The sequence below is a fragment of the Streptococcus porcinus genome, assembly GCF_900475415.1.
In the GTDB taxonomy this organism is placed as follows: Bacteria; Bacillota; Bacilli; order Lactobacillales; family Streptococcaceae; genus Streptococcus; species Streptococcus porcinus.
In genome coordinates this window covers 235960-258080 of sequence record NZ_LS483388.1, presented here as the reverse complement: position 1 = coordinate 258080, position 22121 = coordinate 235960, and the positions used below count along the sequence as shown (strand labels likewise).

Annotated in this window: 19 protein-coding genes, 1 tRNA gene, 1 other RNA gene and 3 pseudogenes; 5 read left to right on the top strand and 19 right to left on the bottom strand. The window is 34.6% G+C overall.

The features are described from left to right. The first annotated feature begins 15 nt into the window (after positions 1 to 15). The 3 genes from DQM45_RS01445 to DQM45_RS01435 all read left to right on the top strand — a co-directional run bounded on the left by DQM45_RS01445 (position 16) and on the right by DQM45_RS01435 (position 1654). Positions 16 to 1278, top strand: coding sequence for a replication-associated recombination protein A (locus DQM45_RS01445; RefSeq protein ID WP_003082747.1), 1263 nt, complete (start codon positions 16 to 18; stop codon positions 1276 to 1278). A gap of 103 nt (positions 1279 to 1381) precedes the next feature. Next, positions 1382 to 1576, top strand: a non-coding RNA gene (gene ssrS / locus DQM45_RS01440) — 6S RNA. Positions 1577 to 1581: 5 nt separating this feature from the next. Continuing rightward, positions 1582 to 1654, top strand: a tRNA-Lys gene (locus DQM45_RS01435). Positions 1655 to 2061: 407 nt separating this feature from the next. Here DQM45_RS01435 and DQM45_RS01425 read toward each other — a convergent pair. From DQM45_RS01425 to DQM45_RS01405, 3 genes and pseudogenes are all read right to left on the bottom strand, one after another. Next, positions 2062 to 2445 carry a hypothetical protein gene (locus tag DQM45_RS01425; protein WP_003085885.1) on the bottom strand — a complete coding sequence of 128 codons (384 nt, stop codon included), beginning with the start codon at positions 2443 to 2445 and terminating at the stop codon, positions 2062 to 2064. Between the two features lie 286 nt (positions 2446 to 2731). Continuing rightward, positions 2732 to 3103: pseudogene (locus tag DQM45_RS01415) on the bottom strand (IS30 family transposase); the annotation flags it as partial. A gap of 478 nt (positions 3104 to 3581) precedes the next feature. Beyond that, positions 3582 to 4325, bottom strand: a pseudogene (locus DQM45_RS01405) (site-specific integrase); the annotation flags it as partial. Positions 4326 to 4641: 316 nt separating this feature from the next. On the opposite strand from DQM45_RS01405, the gene DQM45_RS10220 reads away from it, so the two are divergent. Then, positions 4642 to 4962: a hypothetical protein gene (locus DQM45_RS10220; RefSeq protein WP_003084918.1), complete on the top strand. Its 321-nt coding sequence runs from the start codon at positions 4642 to 4644 to the stop codon at positions 4960 to 4962. A 923-nt stretch (positions 4963 to 5885) separates the two neighbouring features. Here the strand turns inward: DQM45_RS10220 and DQM45_RS01395 are convergent. The 10 genes and pseudogenes from DQM45_RS01395 to DQM45_RS01350 form a co-directional block, all read right to left on the bottom strand. Then, positions 5886 to 6398, bottom strand: a complete 513-nt coding sequence (locus tag DQM45_RS01395; RefSeq protein ID WP_003082781.1) for a GNAT family N-acetyltransferase — start codon at positions 6396 to 6398, stop codon at positions 5886 to 5888. Between the two features lie 305 nt (positions 6399 to 6703). Beyond that, on the bottom strand, positions 6704 to 7327 hold the full coding sequence (locus DQM45_RS01390; RefSeq protein WP_232036524.1) for a CPBP family intramembrane glutamic endopeptidase: 624 nt from the start codon (positions 7325 to 7327) through the stop codon (positions 6704 to 6706). A gap of 507 nt (positions 7328 to 7834) precedes the next feature. Beyond that, entirely contained in the window at positions 7835 to 8605 is a 771-nt protein-coding gene (locus DQM45_RS01385; protein ID WP_003083565.1) for an HAD hydrolase family protein, read from the bottom strand. Between the two features lie 42 nt (positions 8606 to 8647). Next, positions 8648 to 9319: pseudogene (locus DQM45_RS01380) on the bottom strand (TraX family protein); the annotation flags it as partial. A 198-nt stretch (positions 9320 to 9517) separates the two neighbouring features. Further along, positions 9518 to 9913: a response regulator gene (locus DQM45_RS01375; protein WP_003084778.1), complete on the bottom strand. Its 396-nt coding sequence runs from the start codon at positions 9911 to 9913 to the stop codon at positions 9518 to 9520. A 233-nt stretch (positions 9914 to 10146) separates the two neighbouring features. Continuing rightward, entirely contained in the window at positions 10147 to 10791 is a 645-nt protein-coding gene (locus DQM45_RS01370) for an ABC transporter ATP-binding protein (protein ID WP_003086010.1), read from the bottom strand. Between the two features lies 1 nt (position 10792). Continuing rightward, on the bottom strand, positions 10793 to 11578 hold the full coding sequence (locus DQM45_RS01365; RefSeq protein ID WP_003085130.1) for an ATP-binding cassette domain-containing protein: 786 nt from the start codon (positions 11576 to 11578) through the stop codon (positions 10793 to 10795). A gap of 11 nt (positions 11579 to 11589) precedes the next feature. After that, the gene (locus tag DQM45_RS01360) at positions 11590 to 12411 is read right to left on the bottom strand and encodes an ABC transporter permease (protein ID WP_003085591.1); all 822 of its coding nucleotides are present in this window, start codon (positions 12409 to 12411) and stop codon (positions 11590 to 11592) included. Beyond that, positions 12402 to 13385, bottom strand: coding sequence for an ABC transporter permease (locus DQM45_RS01355; RefSeq protein WP_003084039.1), 984 nt, complete (start codon positions 13383 to 13385; stop codon positions 12402 to 12404). The genes DQM45_RS01360 and DQM45_RS01355 overlap by 10 nt, the downstream gene beginning before the upstream one ends. 112 nt (positions 13386 to 13497) lie before the next feature. Beyond that, entirely contained in the window at positions 13498 to 15126 is a 1629-nt protein-coding gene (locus DQM45_RS01350) for an ABC transporter substrate-binding protein (RefSeq protein WP_003086104.1), read from the bottom strand. Positions 15127 to 15505: 379 nt separating this feature from the next. Between DQM45_RS01350 and DQM45_RS01345 the strand changes: the two genes are divergently transcribed. Beyond that, complete coding sequence (locus tag DQM45_RS01345; RefSeq protein ID WP_003084288.1) at positions 15506 to 16072, top strand: LOG family protein; 567 nt, start codon at positions 15506 to 15508, stop codon at positions 16070 to 16072. 146 nt (positions 16073 to 16218) lie between these two features. On the opposite strand, the gene DQM45_RS01340 is transcribed toward DQM45_RS01345, so the two are convergent. Genes DQM45_RS01340 through DQM45_RS01315 form a run of 6 tightly spaced genes read right to left on the bottom strand, consistent with a single transcriptional unit; the run spans position 16219 to position 22112 of the window. Then, a complete protein-coding gene (locus tag DQM45_RS01340; RefSeq protein WP_003083162.1) occupies positions 16219 to 17337 on the bottom strand; it encodes an ABC transporter permease in 1119 nt (372 codons plus the stop codon). Continuing rightward, positions 17334 to 18461 carry a SagG family ABC transporter permease subunit gene (locus DQM45_RS01335; protein ID WP_003083470.1) on the bottom strand — a complete coding sequence of 376 codons (1128 nt, stop codon included), beginning with the start codon at positions 18459 to 18461 and terminating at the stop codon, positions 17334 to 17336. Before DQM45_RS01335 ends, DQM45_RS01340 begins: the two co-directional genes overlap by 4 nt. A gap of 8 nt (positions 18462 to 18469) precedes the next feature. Further along, positions 18470 to 19402 carry an ABC transporter ATP-binding protein gene (locus DQM45_RS01330; RefSeq protein WP_003082642.1) on the bottom strand — a complete coding sequence of 311 codons (933 nt, stop codon included), beginning with the start codon at positions 19400 to 19402 and terminating at the stop codon, positions 18470 to 18472. Positions 19403 to 19421: 19 nt separating this feature from the next. Beyond that, complete coding sequence (locus DQM45_RS01325) at positions 19422 to 20111, bottom strand: SagF family protein (protein WP_003085157.1); 690 nt, start codon at positions 20109 to 20111, stop codon at positions 19422 to 19424. After that, on the bottom strand, positions 20108 to 20779 hold the full coding sequence (locus tag DQM45_RS01320) for a CPBP family intramembrane glutamic endopeptidase (protein WP_003082974.1): 672 nt from the start codon (positions 20777 to 20779) through the stop codon (positions 20108 to 20110). Before DQM45_RS01320 ends, DQM45_RS01325 begins: the two co-directional genes overlap by 4 nt. Next, positions 20754 to 22112: a YcaO-like family protein gene (locus DQM45_RS01315; RefSeq protein ID WP_003085810.1), complete on the bottom strand. Its 1359-nt coding sequence runs from the start codon at positions 22110 to 22112 to the stop codon at positions 20754 to 20756. Before DQM45_RS01315 ends, DQM45_RS01320 begins: the two co-directional genes overlap by 26 nt. Between the last annotated feature and the right edge of the window lie 9 nt (positions 22113 to 22121).

Below are 22121 nucleotides of genomic sequence, written 5' to 3'. Positions count from 1 at the left end.
AAAGGAGAACAATCTATGCGTGATAATTTGGCGCTACGCATGCGTCCCAAAACTATTTCAGAGGTCATCGGACAAGAACACCTTGTCGGTGAGGGTAAAATCATCCGTCGTATGGTTGAAGCCAATATGCTATCATCTATGATTCTCTACGGTCCTCCCGGAATTGGTAAAACCTCCATTGCTAGTGCGATTGCAGGTACAACCAAGTATGCTTTTCGGACCTTCAATGCCACAACTGACACCAAAAAAAGACTCCAAGAAATCGCCGACGAAGCTAAGTTTTCAGGAGGCTTAGTTCTCCTCCTTGATGAAATTCATCGCCTTGATAAGACCAAGCAGGACTTTCTGCTTCCCCTGCTCGAAAATGGCAATATCATCATGATTGGTGCAACCACCGAAAATCCGTTCTTTTCTGTTACACCCGCTATTCGCAGTCGCGTTCAAATCTTTGAGTTAGAACCTTTAAGTAACGAAGCTATTAAACAAGCTATCGCGATAGCTATCTCTGACAAAGAGCGAGGCTTCTCCTTTGATATTGTGCTAGATGAAGATGCTCTTGACTTTATAGCAACGGCAACCAATGGTGATTTAAGGTCTGCCTATAATTCACTAGAGTTAGCCATCATGTCAACCAAGGAAGATGCCAATGGTAAACGTCATATCTCTCTGGAAACAGTAGAAAATAGTTTACAACGAAGTTATATCACTATGGATAAAAATGGAGATGGACACTATGATGTGTTGTCAGCCTTACAAAAATCCATTCGGGGATCAGATGTCAATGCTAGTTTACACTACGCCGCTAGATTAATTGAAGCTGGTGACTTACCGAGCCTAGCCCGACGTTTAACTGTCATCGCTTATGAAGATATCGGCCTTGCCAATCCAGACGCACAGATTCATACCGTTACAGCACTAGAAGCTGCCCAAAAAATTGGTTTCCCGGAAGCTAGGATTTTAATCGCCAACGTCATTATCGATCTTGCCTTATCACCCAAATCAAACTCAGCTTACCTTGCTATGGATGCTGCTATAAATGACCTGAAAAAGTCAGGCAATCTCCCTATTCCTAGGCATCTTCGCGACGGTCACTATTCCGGAAGCAAAGAACTTGGCAATGCCCAAGAATATCTCTATCCCCATGCCTACCCTGAAAAATGGGTCAAACAACAATACTTACCAGACAAACTAATCCATAAGAACTATTTTGTGGCCAACGAAACTGGAAAGTATGAGCGTGCCTTGGCAGCCAACAAAGAGCGGATTGACAAGCTCTAATAACTGTGAAAAAATCTGTAAGCAAGCAACCGTTTACAAAAAAAATGCTTTTTAACTTGAATTTTTTTAAAAAAGTGGTATTATAATGACATAGAAAAAGATTGAATTGCTGTGGCATACGAGTTCACATCTATGTGTTGACCGACTATTTCTTTGTATTATCGGGAAACCAAGTTTTTCTCTAGTATGCAAGCCGTTTCACGCGGAAGCAACTGTAAAGGGAAAATAGGTTACCCACCTGCTTAATTGCGCGGGTTCAATACAAAACGTGAACCACCGGTGCCAATACAGCATTCTTTTTCAGCCTCCTTAGCTCAGTTGGTAGAGCAGTAGACTCTTAATCTATGGGTCACAGGTTCGAGCCCTGTAGGGGGCATAGTGCAAAAGCGAAAAAAAGCCTTATTTATAGGGCTTTTTAGCTTGTAAAAAATTAGTTTGCCCACCGGTTTGCCCACCAGAGAGTTTTTCTCTTTCAAACCACTCATTTTTTGTCTCGTCCAATAAATGTATATATATACTTCTTAATATAGAAGCATATATATCAGTAACACAAATAATATCATTTAAGCTTGCATTTTGAAAATGCAAGCCCATTAAATCAGAAAGTAATATTTTAATTTAAAAAGCAAATCTCTTTTAATCTAATTATTTTTTTGCAAGTAATTTATATATTTTTATAAGACAAATTACTGCTGTAATAGCAAGTCCTAAGTACAACAAATTCAATAGTATTCCTAAATATAGCATAAACTCTGCCATAATAACCTCCTGACTAATCTCTTATTAAAAATTAGTATCCAACCAAAAAGTATCATTACCAACTCTGAAATACAGATGTTTTGTAGAAGTTCCTGAAGGAAGTCCTAGTCCTGGAGAGACAGTCCATTGACCTTTTATACCACCATACGCTGAAGCTCCATCTGCCTCACTAGCTCTAAATACACCATTAGTTAAAAAAGCCCAACTTCCTGCTCCATTAACTGCGGCACCATATACTCTATCACGCCTGTCATACCCACCTTGAACCTTCTGAAAATCTACGTAATAAGTTGCTTCTAAACCTACTAATCCTGGATTCCCTGAAACAAGCATTCCTTTACAGACACTGTAACCAGATCCTGAAGACCAAGTTCCACCTTCAACAGAAGCTGCAAAGGCAGTTCTCAAAGCTAAGAGTCCACCAACTAATAATGAAATTGCAAAGAATAGTTTAATTTTTCCAACAATATTGTATTCCTTTGAAAGTAAGAATCACCTTAATGTAACACCTTTATTAAAACATTGGAATCAATCCTTTTTTATTAATTTTTTATTTTCGAAAACGTTTTAATATGAAAGTACCTTATTTTGTTTTTTCTGTCAATACCTTATGTTAATAATTCCTATATAAAAAATATCCCCATTTGTCAAATCAAGTACAACAAACTTGGTCGTCTCACAAAGTTACTTTATCTCAAGCTGTTTGATAGTTAGGTATTCTTCTAATCCTATCGTTAATAGCTTGGGTAAAGATGGCTAAATCTCCTTGACTGAGGTCATTAAGTGACACTTCTTTAGGTACAAACTCTCGCAGTAAACCATTGAAGTTCGCATTATTCCCACGCTCATGAGAAGAGTAGGAATCTGCAAAATAGATATCTACACCTTTTAGCTCTCCCAATAAGGTGAACTCACTACCACTATCAGCCATTATAGCTTTGATGGGATAACGTTTCATGTAATCTAAAATAGCTTGATTAACTTATTCAGCTTTCTTCTCCAGAAGTTTAACAGTTAGTGCAAAGCGAGTTTGTCACTCAACTAAAATCATAATATAGACCTCACCTCCAGCTACCTTAGTATCCAATTTAAAATTATTATTTAACTTTAGATCAAATAATATACTTTGAGTAATAACAATTTGTTTTAGAAAGATTTTAAAAGCTGTTGACATGTCTAAACCTAAATCATTAATATAGCAACTACTTCTTTTTTAATTTATCATTAACTCTAACAACATTAATATAGTACCAACTCTTAACCTTTTATTATTGATTTATATTACTTTTATTAATAAAAATCACCAATAAAAATTATTTACAAAAAAAGTGATAATATCCTCTATACAATAACTAAATTTTTCACTCTTAATTACTCTATAAAAAACAAACAATCTTAATATTATTTTTATCACAAAAATTTGTAAGGAATCGTTGAAGGGGGCATTAATAATAGTGTCAAAAACCTTGATTTAAAAGGTTTTTTCTTTGTTTTGGCAAATTTGTTCTAAATTTGTTCTAGAAGATATTCTTTAAAAATTAGCTTTATGATACTAAACTTCTGACCGTTTCATATTCCTTATTTATTACTTCTGTCAAGACGTGACCATAAGTTTCAAGTAACTGTGTAATATCCTTATGACCCATTAATCTTGCAACTACCCAAATATCAACACCCTTAGCCAATAAATAACTTCCATAGGTATGTCTCGCACCTGTTGCAGTCATTTTTGAATCAATATTTAATACATGTAATACATTTCTCAAACTTTTATTAATGGCACTATTTGACGATACACCGTACCTATAGTCATAAAATATTTGATTATTAATATTTACAATTTTTAAATTTTTCAACATTACTTGCTGATCATCCTTCAAACGTCTTAAGGTTAATGCTAAAGATTGACTAATAGGAATAGTACGAATAGAAGTTTTTGTTCTTGGAGGACTGAACACTCATTTATCCCTACTAAATCTTCTATGCGTCTTAATCTCAAAACTATCAAAATTAACATCTTCCCAAATCAATGCTAAAGCTTCATCTACTCGTAAGCCTAGTTTAAATAATACTAGCAATAAATAGTAAATTATACTATTTAAATAATCTAAATTGTTTTCCAGATAAGATATTACTTTCTTGTAATCAGGAATACTATGTAAATATTTATCCTCTAAATCCTTAGCAAATTTCCTACCAATTATGACAGCTCCATCCGTAAAACCAGATAATAAAACACCATCTCCTTTAGCAAATTGAATATCTTTTCTTGTATCTGAATTTAATCTTCACAGAAAGCTCATACTTCCCTCCCAAGTCTTTTTACTGACAAACAGTACAAACTACTTACTTAAAAGACTTTTTCAGTTACCTGAAACCTTGTTCATATACTTCCCTCTGAACTTGTTGCTACGCACGATTAAATTATTCCAACAAAAAAATGAAAAGCCCCACAAGCGACCTTCAAAAGAAATTACTATATCTATAATATTTTAAAATATTTTTAACAAAAGCAATTTATTTCTTCCAATTAATGATATTTTATTACAAAATACATTTGGAAGCGGATACAAAATAAGTGTTTCATTAAAAAGGAGGCCTACCATGAACTTTAGAACTAAGGTGCTATTTCATCTCGGTATAGTATCGAGCTCTGTTTTACTACTATCTTCTACTATTTTACCATCTGTCAATGTTTTCGCAGATACAATCACAGCAAAGAATGAACAAATAAAAGAACTAACTGAAATAGCACCAAATGACAATATAAACCTTTCCGAAGAAAAAAAACAATTGTCAATCCAAGAGGTAAAAAATAAATATCCAAACGTTTCCGAGGAATTTATCAGTGGCGTTATAGAAAATTACTTATCCCACAATTATACTTTTCCTAGAGAACAAGCAAGAGTTTTTCGTTCGGCGTAGCAAGGTTTTATTGTTGATCAAACCGCTGCAGCTTTAGATGTATTAATAGGTATAGCATTAACTGGGGGTGTTGGAAGTATTGTAGCTGCAGTGCTTAAAGTTGGAAAACGTGAAGCTGTAGGTCGTGTAAAATCAATATTAATTAAATATGGAATTGGGCACTTAGTATCGGATAGTATTATAGACTATGCAATTAATCTAACTTCTCCTGGCTATCATATCGCCAAATATATTGACGGCATAGATAAAGTTCCTAACAATAATAGGATAAATGTGTAGTCTATTATGAAAAAACGTTATATCTTATATGCATTAGTATATATATTATTATCCTTAATTATTAGTTACTCTATTTCATATTTTACCGGATTACAATTTAAATGGTGGAACAAACTCGCAATATCTTCAGTGTCATTAATTTTTATATATTTTGCTATCAAAAAAGAAAAATAATTTCTAGCTAATGAAAAGTTAAAAACCACTCTTTAGACCAACAAAAGACAAACACCTAAAAGGAGTTTGTCTTTTTAATCCAATTCTTCTATTTCTCCTTTATATAGTAATTTACTTTGGGGTATTTCAAATTGCTATAATTCTAGTCCTTTACGAAAGATATTTGTTATCATCAGAAGTATATATCAAGTCTCCTTTTTCAATATCATCTAAAGCTAATTGCTTTTTGGTATCCTTAGATATTCCATGTGGTACCCTATTAATACATAAATTAGGATTATCATATTTTTTGCATTAAATACATTTACCACAGCTATATCTTGAAACTACAATATCAACAAGACTAGATTGACTTGGTGGATTCTTAATATTTTTTAGATAAATTCCTGACCAGTGCTAAAAGACATTTCTGAATTGCTATTAAATTTAGATATTAAATGTAAGTCGGTTTTACAAATTTCACCCCGAAATTATTTGTTATACTTTTTGATGTCAAATTGAAAATCTGAAATTTTTTGACTTTCTATTACTTCAAAATTTTCTTTTTGAAAATCTTTACGAATGGTGACTGAGTTAAGACACTCAAAGCCTAACTCCCTATATAATTTCATTGCTTTCAAATTCCTTGAAGCCACTTCTAGATACAAAGATTCCGAGTATTGTTTTACTTTATTTTCTAATATAGTGATGACTTGTGTACCTAGGCCTCTATTTTGAAATTTTTCATCTATAAACAGATCTTCTAGCCAATCAATTTTAGCACCTCTATTTCCTAATCTCGCAAAACCAATGTACTGATTTTGAAATTGAACTAAGTAAAAAAAGTTTCCTTTACTTTGCCATTCTTTGAAGTCATCCATAGATTCTTCATCCGTTTGAACACTATCACTGTGCTCTTTCCAAAATTTTTTAATAAGTTCACAAGCCTGATTAATACAATATTGACTAGATTGAAGGTTCACTTCTTTTAGTTTAATTGACATTTGTACACCTCTTTTTATTCTAAGCTAATTTCAGTATTGTTCTTCTCTTTTTCATCAAAAGCAAGTTTAAAATAGTATTGATAGTAATTTATTATTGCTGATAGCACTATTCCATATTTCCCAATAATGTCTGTCGTCTTTCGAAATTTCTACAAGATATTCCTTAAGGTCTCGATATTTCTTTTTTGACTGCTTTTAAGCTTTATTCATTTGGTAACTTATAAAAGAAGGACATATATCACTAGACATTTTATTCCAAAACTATTTTATAAAAAGCTTTAATTTTAATTAAAAATATAATTAGTTTATCCGAGCGTTGCGAATAAAACCACTATTGAATTATTTATCATGTGAATAATCCACGGCGCAGTCAGATTTTGAAACCAAATACGAGAAAGCATTAGTGAAATCCCTAAAAATAAAACATAAATGACTACTGCCGAAATAACATGCATCCCTGCAAATAGTATAACTACGGCAGTAGCAGCAAGCCATGTGGGAAAGTATAATTTGAACCAATCAAATAAAAATCGTCTAAAAATGATTTCTTCAACAAAGGGGATCAAAATTCCTACAGTTAGCTCCATCGCCACAACTGCTCCCCACCCTAGATGCATTGTTCCACTATTTACCCCACCTTCGACAGTGTTATGAGAAACGCCTAAAAAAAATGACAATAAGACTGAACCACTAATTGAAAAAATAAAAGTTATCGGAACCCACCAAATCAAGTTCCATAAAGAATGCTCTCCTTTGTGAAAGCCTAAATCTGCTAAAGTCCACTTGTTTTTATAGCAATACCCATACCATAGAGTAAAAAAACTAGTCAAACCTCCGCCAATCATTACAGATAGAGTAATCGCCTCTGAAGTTCTAAAAATTAGACCTATGACTACTCCCCAAAAAAACGCTCCTAGAAATAATGCCAAAAAACCTATTAAAGCCCAACTAAAATCCGATTTATTAACTATGACTCTCAATTTATTTTCTCCCTATCTCCATAAGTTATTGTCATAAATTTTTGTATTTTTTCTTTAATCTGCCTACGAGACATCATCTATTACAAAATAAATCATTGCCTTCGACTCCAGAACTTATCATACCATTACCATCTTTACATCTGAACTATAAAAATACAAGAACTCAAATAAATACTAATAACTCGGTAAAGATTAAGTCTTTTTTCATAAATCTTAATACTCCTAGAATTAGTATCGTTTCACTAATACAATTAGTATAACATAAACATTTCTAAAAAATTCAAACTAACTCATATTTAAACGCTGATGATATACATGTAAACTTATTAACTTTACAGTTAGTTAAATCTACGGTCATAGAAGTAAGATTCTTTTTCTAGGCATAGGATAGGAATTGATTTGACACTAGCAATATCAAAAAGTTGATACTTTTGATATCAGTAATAGTATCTACAGTTATTTAAATATGTCAAGTTTAGAGAGAGAGTCTATCATCTGATTCTTTGTTATATCTTGAACATTTCCTGAGTGGTTAAAAGAGTATTCAATAGCATATCCTTTCTCAGAGTTATTCAATAAAGCAATATCATTTTTATCATTTCCGAAAGCATAATATGGCTTCCTGTCAATTAACAAAGTTAACGCTGAGTACTTATCTACACCTTTACTTGTTATTACGAGTTCATGAACATGTTCATGATATAAAACATTAATACAATCCATTTCTTCAAAATTCGCTACCATGCCTCTTGAAATATTAAACAAGATAACTTTACTAACATTTGATGGTGCCAAATTTACATTCTCTGCTAACCTACCACTATCCAGTTTTTCTAAAATCGCATTATTAATATCTCTTATTCTAGCAGAATAATCCCAACTATAATCCACAATGTAATCAAGGTCTAACTTATGAATTAAATGTAGAATAGTTATCATGGCTTTTCCTGGTATTCTAGCAACTAGACTTATATTATTATCCTTACGTATCATACTTCCATTTCCACCAATTAATTGATTTTTTTGAAAATCAATTAATAGAGGAAGCATATCTCGGATAGGTCTTGCTGAAGCAAAGATGATCTCATAGCTATCTTGAATACTTAATAAAAATTCTAATATCATTGGTTCAATATTTGTTCCATTATATACAATTGTTCCGTCTAAATCGAAAACCAATATTTTTTTATGATTTGCTTCATTTCCGTCATTATCATATATCTGCATAGAGTTCCTCCTATAAAGCATATAACATGAGTATACTATTTTTTAAAAAAGGTTAAAAATAATGGACAGTGAATAGATTATTACTAGATGAAAAGGATAAAATACATAAAATAGATTCTTTTCCCATTTTTCCCCACTTCCTCCCCTTTTCCCGTTATAAGCTAGGATAAATGGAATTGATGTCATCATCAAAAATTCACTAGAATAAGTTAATTGTTGATATAATGACATGACTTGATTTCCTCCATTGATATAGCTAAAGAGGGTTTTGCCAAGCAAGATCATTGACCATATAAATAGCGATATACTAACTTTTTTTGCATCATTATTAAAGAAAAAACAAGCTAGTGCCATCGGCAATAAGTAAAGACCACCTTCTGCAAATAAAATTAAAGGTAGTATTGCTATTATTGGCGCTATCCATTTTTTCCCTCTTAAACCCTCTATATTTCTTACTTTATCCAGCATTACAAATAAAGCTAAAATTAAAAAAAGTGTCCAAAAAATATTATTTCCAGTGATAAGGCCAAAGGCATCAAATTCCTTTGTGTAAGCATGAATATAGCCTTTAGTTAAGATACTTCTAACAATATTGATTATATGCATTCCCATAGAAGCTATAAACAACCTACTTAAATATTTTCTTCTACTTTTAGTATGCTTAAATCCTTCCATTAGGAAATATAAGAATACTGGAGCTACAAATCTTCCTAACCAATGAAACCACTACGGAAATCCCAATTGATACCCTAAAAATGTATTAATATGATCAATTAGCATAAAAATAAGTGCCACTATTTTTATTTGAAAAGCTGTCATTTTTTTCATAAATTCTTCCATTTCAACCTTTGATTCTATCACCCAAATAGCTTAATAACTTGGTATTACCCACTTATATGTCAGGGTTGCCTTTTACATAATATATTCTATAGTTGAATATTCTCCATAAGCTCGTCTTAGTTGTGAATTTATCTTGGCCACTAATAAATCAAAAGAGAAGGGCTTCGTTAAATAATCATCACCACCGCTCACTATGGCTCTAATCTGGTCATAATCCTCTATTCTTGCTGACATAAAAATAATCGGTGATAAAGTACTCTTTCTAATTTCATTACACCAGTAAAATCCATCATAATAAGGTATATTGATATCTAATAAGATGAGCGACGGACAATTTTCCTCGATAAATTTTTCGATCTGTTTAAAGTCTTCACAATTTACAACCTCAAAGTCATATTTTAGTAAATGTTCTTTTATTAAATTTGCTAAATCTAAATCATCTTCAATAATACAAATCTTAAACGTCATCTTTTCCCCCGTTTGTTACATATATAAATGTGATAAGTGGCGAGTTTTATGCCTACCCAATATTGGCTACTTAGTTTAGTATAACATATTCAGATAATAAGACTTGCTAAGCTTATTTTGAAGCGCAGTTTGATGTTAAAGGTTAAATAATGAAGAAATATTTTTAACTTCTTTTAGTAAAATTCTAAATAGACGAAACAAAAGCTAGATAACATTTATCTAGCTTTTGTGATTTAACTTTGCACTACCTCATAATTAGCAATATTGTACAGAAAACGATTTTCTTCAATCAAGTAACACTGATCACAAAGTTTTTCTAACATGGCAAAATCATGGCTAATAACGATGAGACCTATGTTTCGCTCTTTAACAATACCTAGCAAATTCTTCCATACACTAGCTTGTGTAATACTATCTAGCATGGTAGTCATTTCATCAGCAATAAGGTATTTTGTACTGGGATGTAAGGAACGAACAATAGAAAAGCGCTGGAGCTCCCCCCCAGAAAGTTCACTAGGTCGACGATTAAACCATTGCTCTTGAATTCCAAAAGCCTCTAGTAAGGATCGTTGAGGCTTATATGCTTCCTCTAAACTCTTTTTCATTGGCCATAATGGATTTAGCGTTTTTTCTGGATGTTGTTGAATAAGTTGAACAGGCCTAAATCCTTTTTGCGGTAAAGGCTGACCATCAACTAAAACATAGCCTGCTTTAGATTGCAAAAAACCTGCTATTACCCTTGATAAACTTGTTTTACCACAACCACTTTGTCCAAAAATTCCTAATATTTGACCAGGCTCTACTACCAAATCAATGTCCTTAAAAAGCCACGGCTCATTGTCATGATAAAAGCCAAGCTTTTTAACTTCTAAACTCATGCTATACTCCTTTCAAAAAATCTTGCTGGGGAAGTGAAAGCCACAGGCTTCTGGCAAATTCCGTTTGGAGCTGGTTACCATTGCCACTAAAAAAGTTAGCTGGAGCTGTTTCAATAGCCTTACCCTCTTTAAAAACAGTAATACGATCAGCAATTTGTGTAGCCGCTACAATATCATGAGTAATAAATATTACACTAATACCTTGATCTGCAAAAGCGCGTAATTGCTTTAAAACCATTTGTAGAGCATCTGGATGAAGTCCGGGGGTTGGTTCATCAGCTATAATCAAAGAAACTGAGTCACTCACACATGTTGTAAACAAGACACGTCGCAACATACCACCAGAAAGTTGGAAAGGATATAGGTCCCCATCGCTTGCTTTCAAGCCAAATTGTTGAAATAATTTGATTTGCTTTTCCTTAGGGCTTTCTGAAATACCCAGTCGCACCTGGTGCTTGACTTTCATTGATGGGTCTAAATAATTCACCGACTGCGGAATCAAGGTAATATCATTTCCACGTAACTGCCTGATACGTTGAGCAGTCAATGGTTGGTCACGGTAGAGAATATCGCCTGTAACTTCTGCATTTTTAGGAAGGATATCCATGATAGCGTGTGCCAATAAACTTTTTCCTGAGCCACTAGCTCCAATAATAGCTAAGAGTTCTCCCTTTTTGATATCCAAATTTAAGGATTCTATAGGTGTTGAGCGAGATGGTTTTAAATAGGGTCCATACTGAGTAAAAGTGATGGAGAGGTTCTTAATACGTAGTAATATCTCTGTCATATCCTTTTCTCCTAAAAGTAATCAGTTTGAGGGTAAAAGAGTTTCTTCAACGACTCTCCAATAGTATCAAAGGCATTGACAAGGAGAATCAAATAAAGCCCAGGAAAAATAACTAGCCACCAATTTCCCAACGAAATGTGTTTAGCTGCCTCTGAAAGAATAATACCCACCGAAGGTTGTTCCGCAGACAGACCAAACCCTAAGAAGGTCATTGATGCTTCATGAAGGATTACATGGGGAAATAAAAGGATAAAACCAATAAATATTTGAGAAGCTATTAAGGGTAAGATATGATTCCAGACAATATAATAAGGTGTTTTGCCCATTCCTTTAGAGAGTTGTACAAATTCCTTGTTCTTAAAGTGATAGACTTCATTCCGAATAAGCCTTGCTAGTGAAGGCCAGTGGGTAATAGCCGTTGCAATAATAACACCTTGTGCGCCTTTCCCAACAACAAAAGAAATGAGAATCATAAAAATTAAATGAGGCATCCCGATAAATAAATCAATTAGCCAGGCAATACCTTTATCAACTAAATTGCTTCCTAAACCAGCAAGCATACCAAAAAATGTTGCTAAAAAAACACCCATTAGTGCACCTAACAAACCAACTTGCAAAGAAAAATAGAGTCCTTTTATTGTTCTAACAAACATATCTCTTCCTAAACCATCTGTCCCAAAAAGGTAATCTAAAGAAGGAGCTAGATTTCGTAAAGTTGCATTAGTTTGTAAGGGGGTCCGAGAAAAATAAAAATTTAAGACTAAGATACTAAGAATAAGGGAAATGGACAGACCTAGCTGCCCTAAAACAAGAGTTCGACGTTCTATTGACATGCTTTTCTCCTCAATTGTGGATTGATTAGACTAGTTAAGATATCAGCAATAAGATTACCAGTAAAAACAAAGATTGTTCCTATCATCACGATAGCAAGAAGAAGCGGCGTATCACTCTTAAGTCCTGCTTCGGTAAGAGTTGATCCCAAACCAGGATATGAAAAAACTTGCTCAGCAAGTACAGAGCCACCAAATAATTCTCCAAAATATGAAAAATGAAGGGTAATCGCTGGTACAATAGCATTCCTTAAACAATGGTATTTAAAAATTTGCCAATCAGTTTCTCCACGCGCCTTTGCAAATAAAACATACTCACTAGAAAGCACAGCTAGCATCTTCCCCCTAGTATGAAGGGTAACATTGGCGATTCCTAAAATACTCAGAGTGAAAACAGGTAAAATGAGATGCCTAATGCGATCAATTACTGTAATATCTTGGCTTAAAGTCCCTATTGGCGATGAAATACCTATTGGAAACCAGCCTAATTGCACAGAGAAGACTAATAAGAAAAGGAGTCCAATCCAAAAAGTTGGTACAGAAATCTGAAGGTAGGAAAACCATCTAATGATACGGTCAAGTAACCTACCGTGGCAAAAAGCTGATAAAGCACCTAAGGTAAAACCAATAAGTCCTGATAGAAGCCAAGATAGTCCCATAAGTACAAAAGAAGCTCCTGCGCGTGATTTGATAATATCAATGACTGGTTGGCGATAAACAAGCGAATGACCTAAATGACCTTGCAAAAAGTTTTTTAGCCAGATCAAATACTGAACCGGAGCTGGCTTGTCTAAGCCATAATGATGAGCAATCGCTTTGTATTGAAGAGGGGTCAATGACGTGTCATAATTGACACTTGCCATGACAGGATCAACTGGAGATTGTTTTAACAAAATAAAAGTAAAAACAGATACCCCCAAAATTAGTGTGAAGCATCTGATAATTTTCCAGATGACAACAGTAGTAATGTGTTTCACAGAGAAATCTCCTTAATCGATAAGAAAAGGAGCCGAGGAAACGATCAGCACAGTCCTGTGTGTCTTGTTTTCTCTGACTCCAAACTTAAAGTCGCTGTATTAACTAGAATAGTTACTTAGTTGATTCATCCCAGGTCCACTCGGCAATATTGGTCAACAATGACCAGTCATGCCCATGGCTATGAATCCCTTGTTCCCCCACATTGATGCGCTTATCACCAATATAGGTATGATTGAGACTTACCAACCAAACATTTGGCAAATCTCCAAGTGTTGAAGCGCCAGTTTTCCCATCCCATTGTGCTAATTTCCAGTAGTGATTAGCTTTGTCGAGATCAGAAGAGGCCATAGCTTTGTCAAGGTACTGTGTTACGGTCGGATTATTGTAGAAAGTAATATTAGTCCAACCTTTTCCTGCTAAGCTCGGATGGTGTGATTCATAGAACTGTTGAGCATGGTGGCGTCCACCAGCATAAAGTAATGCTGAATCATGTGATTTAGTTGCCATTTCGTCCCAGTTGCTGGCCTTCAGTTTGATAGTAATTCCTAAGGCTTTTGCTTGATCTGCTATTTCAACAGCTAGATTAGCTCGCAATTGATCATTAGTAGGATAATAAAGATCAAACTCTGCATTAAGATTATCCTTTTTGCGACTGCCATCTGCTTGTTCTTCCCAACCAGCTTTGCTTAAAATCTGTTTGGCTTTTGCTATCTTATTATCCTTAATTGCCGTTTTTGTTTCCCAAAATGGTGTCTGGTCAATAATCGAATAAGCAGGCTTTCCATAACCGTTCAAAACAGTCTCAAGAACTTTTTTCCGGTTTAAGCCAATGGTTAAGGCTTGTCGGATAGCCGGATCACTTGTCACATCATTCCCCACAGGATATCCATCTGGTGAGTCTTTGACCACACCTTTTTTCACATAAGGTAAGGATAAACCTCGGACATCATTTGAGGGAATATCCAGAAGACGCGTTCCTTTGACCTTTTTATCAGCAAGTTCTGGCGTCGCATAAATCATATCAACATCACCAGATTCTAAGGCTGCTAAGGCTGTATTTTCATCTAGTAAGACCCATGTCCACTTCTTGAAATAAGGCTTTTTCCCATGCCAATATGGGTTACGAACAAAGATGGCTTGCTCACCAGGCTTATATTCTTTTACCATGTACGGACCAGATCCTATAGGATTAGACTTATAATTTTCCTTATAATCATTTTTAGGGACAATCGGAATTTCAGTTAACTGGGCTGTAAAAGTTGAATGCGCCTTGGTAAGGTGAAAGCTGACTTTGTCTTTACCGTCAACCTCAATATCCTTCAAGAAAGATAAATCCCAAGCTTTACCGTCCTCTTTCAGCATGTCATAAGTAAATTTGACATCCTCAGCAGTGACAGGCTTACCATTAGAGAATTTAAAATCATCATTTAAGTCAAAAGACCAAGTCAGACCGTCTTTAGAAATGGTATATTTTTTAGCAAGTTCACCCTTAATGTCTAAGTTTGGCATCCGCTTTAGTAATGTACTATGAGTAATATTAGCTTCATTATGAATACCATAACGATCCTTAGGATCAAATTCATGAGGAAGCTTTGCTCCCATAGACACAACTAATTCATCTTTTGGACGCTGCTTCCGATTACGTTCCTTTGTCTGCGATTTTTGATTTTGACATGCTACTAAAAAGAGACTAGCTAAAAACAGAGTAATAATAGATAAGTATTTCAGATATTTTGACACTGTCAAATCTCCTTATTTCTAATTGATAATTGATATATCATAAATTTAACGACTCGATTTCATTATAACAATAAACAAATTGGATATCAATTACTTAACTGGTTAATTAGAATTTTCGATATCTTTTAGAATAATATCAGTAGCGCACTTCTAGATTGGCTCTATCACTACTTTTATCTCCAAACTAAAAATGGTATCACTTAATATTGCTATTTTCTCTAATCATTTGTTACAATTTTTAAGGAAATAAAGTTGATGACTTAGGTAGGTAACCTCCTCATCAGCAATAAAACGCTATTTTTCATTGTAAGAACTATAACATTTCTTTAAAAGATAGTTTCATTATGCATAACAATAGACTAAAAAGGAGATTAATAAAGTGAAAATAACAATTTTTTGTGGTGCAAGTACAGGCTCTAATCCCATTTATAGCAAAAAGACAAGAGAACTAGCTTTATGGATGGCTCAAAATAATCACGGTTTGGTCTACGGCGGTGGAAAAATTGGTCTAATGGGGATAATGGCCAATACCATCATTGAAAATAAAGGACATGCAATTGGTGTTATGCCGACTTTTCTAAAGGATAAAGAAATCGCTCATGCTAACTTATCAGAATTCATTGTTGTTGATGATATGCCAAAGCGTAAAGCTAAAATGATGGCTCTTGGCGAAGTATTTATTGCTTTACCAGGTGGACCTGGAACTTTAGAAGAAATCTCCGAAGTTATTTCTTGGTCGCGAATAGGACAAAATGATAAGCCATGTATTCTCTTCAATATCAATGGTTATTTTAACCAATTAAAAAAGATGTTTGACCACATGGTTGCTGAGGGTTTTTTAAGTCAAAGCGACCGCGATAACATCCTTTTCTCTCAGGATATTTCAGAAATTGAAAAGTTCATCTTAAACTATCAACCGCCCACACCTGTTTACGGAAAACTATAAAATTAAGGTATGATTTTATGGCTAAAGTTTAAAACAACCGTAAAAAACTAGCATAGTAATAAAAAAACTATGAATAGAAAAAAAAGTCCCAGAGTAATATAAGACTTTGGAACTTTTTAATATTTCTCTTTACTAGCTCCCCTTAACTATATGCGAGAAGGTTTTAGTAATAAACTTGAAAGAGTAATGAAAGCTGCTGCTGTTACGAATAAGGCTAATAGATATGGCCAGGCTTGTGATAAATCTCCACCACTTTGAAACGTGGCTACAGCTGACAAAACCCAGTTTTGTGGCAATAATTTCCCGATGGCCTGCATGTAAGAAGGTGTAATTGATAAAGGCCACAGACATCCAGCTAACATTGAAGTTGGCATAACAATGAGATTAGCTAACTGACTACTTTGCTGAGAATTCTGTGTCACAGCTCCAATTAATAAACCAAATCCTATCGCCAGTAAACTAAAGAGGAAGAAAATAAGCAAAAGTATTGGCGTTGGGAGGTAAAAACTAATATTAAACACCCTTAGTAGACTAAGCATAATCACAATTTGGATAGCAAAGGCAACAAGCCCTACACAAACATAGCTAAACATGTATTGGAAACGAGACAGTTTTGATAGGATTAGGCGATTATAAATCTGACTCGACTTATCAGTCAAAATGCCTCCATAAATGACACTTGTACTCCCCAGCATCAAGATAAGTAAAAAACCTGTTGTGGTTGATGATACCGACTTGCTACGTGAGCGGTCTGCTAAAGTCACTTGTTTGACATGGTAATCTAACTCTTTATTTTTCTGCAAAATCTTATCAAAGGTTTTTTGATGACCAGTAGCTACATCTCCCATGATATTATAATTTTCCAAAAGATAGTTGACTTGTGCTTTAAACCATTCTGTAATCTCGCTATTAGCAATCGAACGGAGTTTCAGTTGTTGAGCTTCTCCTTTTAATACTTTCTCTGAAAAACCTTTATCAATGGTGAGCACAGCCTCTAGAGTTTTGGATTGAAAGTAGTCATCGATATGATTTTCTTCTATTTTGGTAAAGATATCATACTTTTTATTTTGTTTCAATTGCGTAATAAATTGTTTAGAAATCTGACTCTGGTCCTTATCTAAAATACCAATTTTAGCTTGGCTATTCCCAGAAAAACTTAAAGATAGGGCTAAGAGGGTCGTTAAGATAGGCAACAAAAGGAAGGTCACATAGCTAGTCTTTTTTCGTCGTATTTTGACAAATAAAGTTTTTATAAAATAAATCATGTGGTCACCTGCTTTCTCATTCCTATCAAAGCTAGAATTATAAAGGCTGTCCCAATCCCAATATTAACCATCAACGTCACAGGAATTGGATTATGTTGACCACCAAAAATAAGGTAAAACAAACTATCATTAACCCATTTGATTGGTGAAATATTGGATAGCTGGTTAATAAAAGGGCTATTTAGAGTTGACAAAGGAACATAGCTCCCTCCTAAAAAGGCAAAAATAGGAATAACAACATTAGAAGCAACTGTCAAGAAAGCTTCATTTTTAATGCTGATGGCCATTCCAATCCCGATTGCCACAGAGAGGTAAATCATAGAAGCCGTAACTCCAATAATTTGCCAATCATTGTTTCCCCAACTAACCCGTAAAACAAACCTTGTGAAAACATAAAGGATCCCCAATTGAACGGTTGTTGCCAACATGGCTCCAATTAGTTTACCAAAAACCAAGAGACCTGAAGAAACTCCTGTTAAGTGGAGGCGGTTGGTTATCCCTTGTTGGCGATCCGACAAGACAAGGTTCATTGCGGACATGATGCTATAAAAGGTAATCATGGTAAACATGGAGATGGCGTAATAGTCAGCTGATGTCATGCCTTTACTAGTCTGAACAGAACTAACTTGAACAAAATCCACTTTCCGTTTCTTAATTTTAGCCAGTCCTTGAGGATAGAGTTCACTTATAGAATCAAAAGTTTTGGCGTTATCAACATAGTTTGTTACCAACATATTGATCAAATCAGCATTCTGCTGATTAATATTATTGGTTGTCACCTTGATGGTTTGGCTATCCTTCACTTCTAAAGTAGCTGTCAAGGCACCCTCGCTAACCTTCTTCTTATCTGCTGCGAGATCTTTGCTCGGTTTAGCCTCCAGCCTCAATTCTTGATTTAAAGTCTTTAAAAAGGCAAGGAAATTTTTCTGATAGTCTGTTTTCTTCCCCTCTAATTGATAACGAACGGTTAACTTAGGAACTGTTGTTGTCGTATTAAAGCTTGATTTAAAGGCAAAACTTAAAATCATAATCATCAGAATTGGGAAGATTACCATCATTAAAAAGGCTGTTCGATTTCGGAAAATCTGTAAACTTTCTTTTTTGATTAAATGAAATAAAACCATACTGACCTCTAATCTCTTAGCTTCTTACCTGTTAAATGTAAGAAGATTTCTTCTAAATTCAAGTGGTTATGTTTAATCTCACTAAAACCGATATTAGACTCCCTTAATTGCTGAACAACAGTTGCGATATCTCCGTTTTCAATCATTAAGATTGATTGGTCGTCATTAGTTAGCAAGGACCACCCAGGTTTTTTTTCCCAATCAAACAAATCCAATTGTTTAGAATCTGTCAAAGTTACTATAATTTGATTTGTAAGATCAGCAGCATAGCGTTTTTCTAGCTCAACTTTATTACCTGCTTCAATAATTTGACCATGGTCCATGATAAAAATATAGTCACAAAGAGCTTCTACTTCTTCCATATAATGAGTCGTATAGATAACAGTCGCACCTTCTTCATTTAACAAACGTATCGATTCTAAAATATGATTACGCGATTGAGGATCAATACCTACGGTAGGTTCATCAAAAATAATTAATTTAGGTGAATGCACCAAGGCACAAGCGATATTCAAACGTCTTTTCATTCCTCCTGAAAATTGACTAGGGAATTGCTTAGCTTGTGCTTGTAACCCTACAAAGTCCAAGCTCTTTAGAACTCGTTCCTTTAACTGCTCTCCTTTCAAGCCGTACAGAGAACCGAAAAGTTCCACATTTTCATAGGCAGTCAGGTCAGGATAAACAGCAATATCTTGAGGAACGTAACCAATCTGTGAACTAATTTTTCGAATTGCTTTTTGAGATTGTTGTAAAATAGTAATCTCACCAGCGTTTAAAGGAATTAATCCCAAAATTAAGTTAATTAAAGTCGACTTACCAGCACCATTTGGACCCAACAAGCCGTAAATACGTCCTTCTTCAATAGTCAGTGAAACATTATCAACAGCTTTTTTACCACCTTTATAGACTTTGACAACATCTGTTAACTCAATAAAACTCATATCTTACTCCTTTTCACCATTACTCTTGCTCTTTAAAACTAATCATTAGATAAGTCAAAGTCATTAACAAAAGACCTACCAACCAACCGTATAATAAGGTTGCAGTCACCGCCCATACTCCAATCACTGTAAAGAGACAGAAGGCCACTAGTTGATTTAAGCCATCTGAATAACGACAAGCTTTGACTGCTCCATAACCTAAAATAAGCACCGCTAAACTTAGCATCTCATTTTTTCCTAACAAGAGAAGTAATCCTAAGAAAAAGAGACTATCGGTCAAAGTAACAAGACCTATCAAGAACATACTTGCCATTGGTCTATCTTTTCTAAAAGGTAACCAAGTCATTTTTTTAAAGAGTAAACGACTATCTCTTTGAAAGCCCAAATCAACAACAAGAACTAAGATTATGAGTGTCATTTCTATCACTACCATAAGGTATAACAGTAAATAACAAGCAATTTGCCATTGCCAATCAGTTTGTCCTAAAAAGGTTAGTATCTTTTCTGGACTAGGAACTGTAGGACAACACAGCGTCAGAACTAGGATAAGCACCAACTGAATCAAGCTTAAAAAGATATCTAGCAAATCCTGATAAGGTATATTACCTAACCACTGAAGATGCCATCTACGTAAAGAGCGTCTTCGATAACTGGTTAGCCAAAGAGTGACGAGGCTTAAAAATAACAGCAAAGCTAGGTTTATAATCATTTTACCACCTTCTTAACTTTTGTTTGAAGACGGCTAAGGCATTCAACTAAGAGATTACCTCCAACATGTGCCATTACGACAAGCCATAACTGTCCAGTGATATAGTAAATACTACCATAAATGAGACCTGTTAATAATTTCGCATAAAAGATGGACTTGCCCATTAATAAATGATTTAAAGCGTAGCAAAAACTTGATATCAACAAAACTACCAGTATAGGCATGTGCCATTGGAACAACAGGATCTGAAACCATAAAAATCGATAGGTCATTTCTTCACAAAAAGCTATAAGTAATGGATAAAAAATTTCTGACCATTTTTGGGTTGTTCCCACAAATGATAGATTCAGAGGAATCCACTGCCGTTTTTGCCAACAATGTAACCCATGCAAGAAAGCCACTTCAATCAGCAATACTAACGTACTTAAAATCAGCCCTGTAAGAAGAGTCTTCCCCTTAATATCCTCCAAAGGTAACTTTAGTTGAGGTGAAAGAAGGAAGATACCTCCTAAAGCGAAAATATAGTAAACAAGCGTTGCTCTTAGAAATGGGACTAAATTAAAATGATATTTCCCCATTCCTTTTCCAAAAATAGCTTGCATCGGAATTAAAGGACAACAGGTTACCAGCAAAAAGCAAAAACTAAGGCATTGGATGGATAAAGGCATTAGTAACACCTCCAAACTGTTTCATTCGTGGATGATTAGCAAAAGGAAATGATGGAATACACATTTCAAGTAGTTCGGGCGTTAAAACACGTGTTACATACCAACCTTTTTCTGAAGTTTCAGGCGGAGTAATATCCAAAAAGACTGCATTAGGACTAACTTTCTTGGTATAAGCTAATAAGATTTTCAAATCCTCTTTCTTATTTTGTCCGGAATGATTTTCTAGCTCGCTTAAACGAACTTCTCCTGAAATCAAAGGTTCAAAAGCTTGCCATTTATGATCTCTGTCCTTTGGATGCGCATAATAGAAAACATTGCTGTCCAAGTCTAAAAATAGCGGTTCGTCACTCTCAATAGTTTGAAGAGGATCTTCTCTATACAAAAGACTGTAGTAGTAACTGTAACTAATAGCTGAAGCTTCCATAATACCCCTTAGCAAGGTATGTTTAGGGTCTAGGCCACCCTGCACACCAAATAAAAGATAGGGACCTTCATCGTATTTATTTTTTAGGATAATTCCAAAGGTATAAAGAGGGTTATCTTCTCCTACGGTCATATCAATAGGAATAATCTCATACAAACTTTCTTTTCCGAGTCTAGCTTCTTCTAAAATAGCCTCAATCTCTGGGTCATCAATAATTACCTTAGGACAAGGCTTTTTCGTATGCCAGCTAAGCATCATAGAATCAATTTGAATGTACTCAATCAAGCTATTACACATAGCTGCTTCCAAAGTCGTATGAGAAGCTGTTCCTGTTGAAAATCCTGGAATAATATGTCTCTCCCCGGCAGCATCATTAGGTTTATAGCCAACACAAAGCATTTGGGCAGGAACATACATTTCCTTATCTTCAAAAAACATCGGACATTTTACCCAGCCCAAAACATCATCTTCAGTTACCATCTTATCACACATAGTTATGTGTAACTCATTAAAACGATCAATCTGTTCTTGGGTAAAAACTTGCAAATACTCTAGAGGCATAACCCGATCTGTCCGACTCAATTCTTTATAAGAAGCGTAGACAATGCGATCTGATAGTAAATCACCAGAAATCACACTAGCATAACGTTCAATACTTTCCCCTAAGTACTTAATAAGCGCTTCTTCATAATGACTACCATAACCAATGATATGGTAACTGACTTGGCTCAATTCTCCAATAAACTGTTTATGATAATTCGGCATTTGGCCTGTGACACTTTTTAAGTAAACATCATGGGGATGATTACAAACCGGAGCCTGAGATTGATTTAAAATCCCTGTACGGTTTCCACTTAAAAACTTGAGTTTGTCGAAAATGTGGTTAAAAGAAGGATAATATTGTAACATAACCCTTAC

Bases quoted from the DNA above. Each gene is read 5' to 3' on its own strand.
- DQM45_RS01445 (WP_003082747.1), top strand. From the start codon at position 16: ATGCGTGATAATTTGGCGCTACGCATGCGTCCCAAAACTATTTCAGAG.
- DQM45_RS10220 (WP_003084918.1), top strand. From the start codon at position 4,642: ATGAACTTTAGAACTAAGGTGCTATTTCATCTCGGTATAGTATCGAGC.
- DQM45_RS01395 (WP_003082781.1), bottom strand. From the start codon at position 6,398: ATGTCAATTAAACTAAAAGAAGTGAACCTTCAATCTAGTCAATATTGT.
- DQM45_RS01385 (WP_003083565.1), bottom strand. From the start codon at position 8,605: ATGCAGATATATGATAATGACGGAAATGAAGCAAATCATAAAAAAATA.
- DQM45_RS01375 (WP_003084778.1), bottom strand. From the start codon at position 9,913: ATGACGTTTAAGATTTGTATTATTGAAGATGATTTAGATTTAGCAAAT.
- DQM45_RS01370 (WP_003086010.1), bottom strand. From the start codon at position 10,791: ATGAGTTTAGAAGTTAAAAAGCTTGGCTTTTATCATGACAATGAGCCG.
- DQM45_RS01365 (WP_003085130.1), bottom strand. From the start codon at position 11,578: ATGACAGAGATATTACTACGTATTAAGAACCTCTCCATCACTTTTACT.
- DQM45_RS01360 (WP_003085591.1), bottom strand. From the start codon at position 12,411: ATGTCAATAGAACGTCGAACTCTTGTTTTAGGGCAGCTAGGTCTGTCC.
- DQM45_RS01340 (WP_003083162.1), bottom strand. From the start codon at position 17,337: ATGATTTATTTTATAAAAACTTTATTTGTCAAAATACGACGAAAAAAG.
- DQM45_RS01335 (WP_003083470.1), bottom strand. From the start codon at position 18,461: ATGGTTTTATTTCATTTAATCAAAAAAGAAAGTTTACAGATTTTCCGA.
- DQM45_RS01330 (WP_003082642.1), bottom strand. From the start codon at position 19,402: ATGAGTTTTATTGAGTTAACAGATGTTGTCAAAGTCTATAAAGGTGGT.
- DQM45_RS01325 (WP_003085157.1), bottom strand. From the start codon at position 20,111: ATGATTATAAACCTAGCTTTGCTGTTATTTTTAAGCCTCGTCACTCTT.
- DQM45_RS01320 (WP_003082974.1), bottom strand. From the start codon at position 20,779: ATGCCTTTATCCATCCAATGCCTTAGTTTTTGCTTTTTGCTGGTAACC.
- DQM45_RS01315 (WP_003085810.1), bottom strand. From the start codon at position 22,112: ATGTTACAATATTATCCTTCTTTTAACCACATTTTCGACAAACTCAAG.